Source organism: Streptomyces sp. WG5 (assembly GCF_049974565.1).
Classification (GTDB): domain Bacteria; phylum Actinomycetota; class Actinomycetes; order Streptomycetales; family Streptomycetaceae; genus Streptomyces.
Genome location: NZ_JBNGGC010000084.1, coordinates 1 through 4,342, shown reverse-complemented (window position 1 = coordinate 4,342; position 4,342 = coordinate 1). Strand labels below are relative to the sequence as shown.

2 protein-coding genes are annotated in these 4,342 nt (G+C 73.8%); both read right to left on the bottom strand.

Annotation, left to right across the window (positions count from 1 at the left end; all coding sequences use genetic code 11):
* On the bottom strand, positions 1-1,950 hold a 1,950-nt coding region (locus ACP4IX_RS35865), incomplete at its 3' end, for a type I polyketide synthase (protein ID WP_426558783.1).
* Positions 1,951-2,022: 72 nt separating this feature from the next.
* Positions 2,023-4,342, bottom strand: a 2,320-nt coding sequence (locus ACP4IX_RS35860) for an SDR family NAD(P)-dependent oxidoreductase (RefSeq protein WP_426558781.1), incomplete at its 5' end; no start/stop codon positions are given.

Here is a 4,342-nt window from a genome sequence, read left to right as displayed (position 1 = left end):
CACGAAGTCCGGCCTCACACCCCACGACTCCAGCAGCCGGAACAGCGCCACCTCCACCGCGAACAACGCCGGCTGCGTGTGGGCCGTCTCGTTCAGCAGATCATTGTCGTCGCCGAACAGCACGTCCTTCAGCGGCACTTCGAAGTGCGCGCACACCGTGTCCAGCGCGTCCGCGAACACGGGGTACGCCGCGTACAGCTCGCGCCCGGTCCCCGGGCGCTGGCTGCCCTGCCCCGTGAACAGGAACGCCGTCTTGCCCGCGACCGGCGAACCGGTCACCACACCGGCGGCCGGGTCGCCCTCGGCCAGGGCGCCCAGCCGCGCCAGCAGGCCCGCGCGGTCCTCGGCCACGACCACCGCACGGTCCGCGAACGAGGCGCGTCCCTGCGCCAGTGAGCCGGCGACGTCCACCGCGCGCAGCCCGGTGTTCTCCTCAACGTGCGCGGACAGGCGGCGGGCCTGGTCGCGCAACGCCTCCTGCCCCTTCCCGGACAGCGGCCACGGGGTCATGGGCGCCGGGGAGACGGCCTGCGGCTCCGGGGCCTCGGATTCCTCGGGCCCCGGAGCCTGCTCGATGACGGTGTGGGCGTTGGTACCGCTGACGCCGAACGCGGAGACCGCGGCCCGCCGAGGCGCGCCCGTCCCGGGCCACGGCATGCGCTCGGTGAGCAGGGCGACGTCGCCGGCCGACCAGTCGACGTCGGGGGTGGGCTCGTCGACGTGAAGGGTCTGCGGCAGCACGCCGTGCCGCATCGCCATGACCATCTTGATGACGCCCGCGACGCCGGCGGCCGCCTGGGTGTGGCCGATGTTGGACTTGAGGGAGCCCAGGCGCAGCGGGTTCCCCTCGGGGCGGTCCTTGCCGTAGGTGGCCAGCAGCGCCTCCGCCTCGATCGGGTCCCCCAGTCGGGTGCCCGTGCCGTGGGCCTCGACGACGTCGACCTCGGCGGCGGAGAGCTGGGCGCTCTCGAGGGCTTGGCGGATGACGCGCTGCTGCGAGGGCCCGTTGGGCGCGGTCAGCCCGTTGCTGGCGCCGTCCTGGTTGACGGCGGAGCCCCGCACGACGGCCAGCACTGGATGCCCATGGCGGAGTGCGTCCGACAGCCGCTCCACGAGGAGCACGCCCGCGCCCTCGGACCAGCCGGTGCCGTCGGCGGAGGCGGCGAAGGACTTGCAGCGTCCGTCGGGGGCCAGCCCGCGCTGGCGGCTGAACTCGACGAAGACGTCGGTGTTGGGCATCACGCACACGCCGCCGACGACGGCGAGCGAGCACTCGCGCTGACGCAGCGCCTGGGTCGCCAGGTGCAGGGCGACGAGGGAGGAGGAGCACGCGGTGTCGACGGTGGCGGCCGGGCCCTCCAGCCCGAAGACGTAACTGACGCGGCCGGACAGGACGCTGGTGGCGCCGCCGGTCAGCAGCAGCCCCTCCAGTTCCTCCGGGACCTCCCTGAGGTCGGCTCCGTATCCCATCGCGCTGGCACCGACGTAGACGCCGGTACGGGTGCCGCGCACGGTCGAGGGGTCGATGCCGGCCCGCTCGAACGCCTCCCAGGTGACCTCCAGCAGCTGGCGCTGCTGCGGGTCCATCGCGAGCGCCTCGCGCGGCGATATCCCGAAGAATGCGGGGTCGAAGAGCGTCGCGTCGTCGAGGAATCCGCCGCCGGTGTTGTAGAAGGCGCCCTTGCGGTCGGGATCGGAGTCGGTGAGGGACGCGACGTCCCACCCGCGGTCGCCGGGAAATCCGGAGATGGCGTCACCGCCCTCGTCCACCAGTCGCCACAGGTCCTCCGGCGACCTGACGCCGCCGGGGAAACGGCAGCTCATCGCCACGATGGCGATGGGTTCCCGCGCGTCGGCCTCGATCTCCTGGACTCGGCGGCGGGACCGGCGCAGCTCGGCGGTCATCCACTTCAGGTTCTCGAGAAGCTTTTCTTCGTTCGCGCTGGTCACCGGAGCGTCACCCCTTGGGGAATCACGAAATGCCGTACGTACGTCGGGCGGGTCGTCGGAACAGCCATCGGCTCAGGGTTTTCCGAATTCTTTGTTGATGATGTCGAAGAGGTCGTCGGCGGACGCCGAGGCGATTTCGATGTCCTCGTCCTCGTGCTCTCCGATGGCCGCTCGTTCCGCCCTGTTCCAGTTCGCCAGGAGGGATTCGAGCCGTGCGGTGACGCGTGCGCGTTCGGTGGTGTCCCCGGGGACGGACGACAGGAGGAATTCCAGCTTGTCGATCTCCGCGAGGGCGGGCAGTGCGGGGGTGGTGTCCTCGCCGACGGCTTCCGCCCGGACGTGCGCCGCCAGCGCCGCGGGGGTCGGGTGGTCGAAGACGAGGGCGGCCGAAAGGCGCAGTCCGGTCGCGGTCTGGAGCCGGTTGCGCAGTTCGACGGCGGTCAGCGAGTCGAAGCCCAGTTCCTTGAAGGCGCGTGCCGGGTCGACGGACGCCGTGCCCTGGTGGCCGAGGACGGCAGCGACCTGCGCGCGGACCAGGTCGAGCACGACCCGCTCCGCCTCGGCCGCGGTCAGCCCCTGCAACTGCGCCTGGAGGTCCGGGGCTTCGTCCGTGGCCGTGCCGGCGTCCTCCTGTCCGGCGGTGAGCGCGCGGCGCACGTCGGGCAGGTCGCCGATCAGCGGGCGCGACCTGGCGGCGGTGAAGGCCGGGGCGAACAGGTCCCAGTCGACGTCCGCCACGATCACGGTGGTCTCGTCGCCGTCCAGCGCGCGCTGGAGCGCCGTGAGGGACAGCTTCGGCGCCATCGCGGGCAGTCCGCGCCGCCGCAGCTGCTCCTCCGCGCCGTCGTCGGCGACGAGGCCGCCCTCGGCCCAAGGGCCCCAGGCCACCGAGGTCGCCGTCAGCCCGCGGGCCCGGCGGTGCTCAGCGAGGGCGTCCAGGTGGGCGTTGGCGGCGGCATAGGCGGCCTGGCCGCCGCTGCCCCACACACCCGCGATGGAGGAGAAGAGGACGAAGGCGTCCAGCTCGGCCGTGCCGAGGAGTTCGTCCAGGTGGGCGGCGCCCGCGACCTTGGCGGCGACGACGTCGGCCACGTCGGCGGGGCCGATCTCCGCCAGCGGCGCGAACTGCCCGGCGCCCGCCGTGTGGAAAACGGCGGTGAGACCCGTTCCGGTCGTTCCGTCGGCCTGGGGTACGCGCAGCCCGGCCAGGAGGTCGGCGACGGCCTGGCGGTCGGTCACGTCGCAGGCCGCGGCCGTGGCCCGGGCACCCAGGGCGCCGATCTCGGCGAGCAGTTCGTCCGCGCCGGGTGCCTGCGGCCCGCGCCTGCTGACCAGCACCACGTGCTCCGCGCCGTGTGCCGCCAGCCATCGGGCCACGTGGCCGCCGAGGGCGCCCGTTCCGCCGGTGACGAGGACGGTGCCGCGGGGTCGCCACGGCGAACGCTGCTCCACCGGCGCGCGGTCGAACGTGTGGTGGGAGTCGTGCTGGATGCGGCGGGCCAGCAGGCCACCCGTGCGTACGGCGACCTGGTCCTCGTCCCCTCCGCTGCCGGCAAGCACGCCGAGCAGCCGGTCGAGGGCCCGCTCGTCCACGGTGCCGGGCAGGTCCACGAGTCCGCCCCAGCGGTCGGGGTGCTCCAGGGCCACGACCCGTCCCAGACCCCACACCTGGGCCTGCGCGACGCTCGTCAGGCGGTCCACCGCCGAGGTCGACACGGCCCCCGACGTGACGCACCACAGCGGTGCCGTCATGCCGATGTCGCCCAGTGCCTGCACCAGCGTTCCCGTAAGCAACAGCCCTGCGGGCACGGCGGCATGCGCGGGATGCGGCTGCTCGGCGAAGGCCAGCAGCGACACGACGCCCGCGACACCGCCAGCCCCGCCCGCTCCCGCGACCTCGCGCAGCCGGCCCGCCAGTGCCTCCCGGCCGGCCTCGGCGAAGGTGACGACGAGGTGCCGTACCTCCGCCCCGCGTGCCGCCAGGGCGTCGGAGACGGTGGGAGGGCCTCCCTCCCCGTCCTCCGCGGTGCTCACGACGATCCACGTCCCGGACGGGCGGCCGGCGGAGGGGATGTCCATCGGCTTCCAGGTGACGCCGTACCGCCAGCCGTCCACGACGGACTCCTCCTGGCGCCGCCGGCGCCACGCCGACAGCGCGGGCAGCAGCTCGCTCAGCGGCTGGCCGGTGTCGATGCCCAGGGTGCCGGCGAGCACCGCGAGGTCAGCGCTGTCGACGGCTTCCCAGAACTGCGCGTCCACGGCGCCGGACGTACCGCTGACGTCCTCGCCGGAGGTCACGGCGTCGGTCTCCGCCAGCCAGTAGCGCTCGCGCTGGAAGGCGTAGGTGGGCAGGTCCACGCGGCGGGCGCCGGTCCCGGCGAAGAACCGGGCC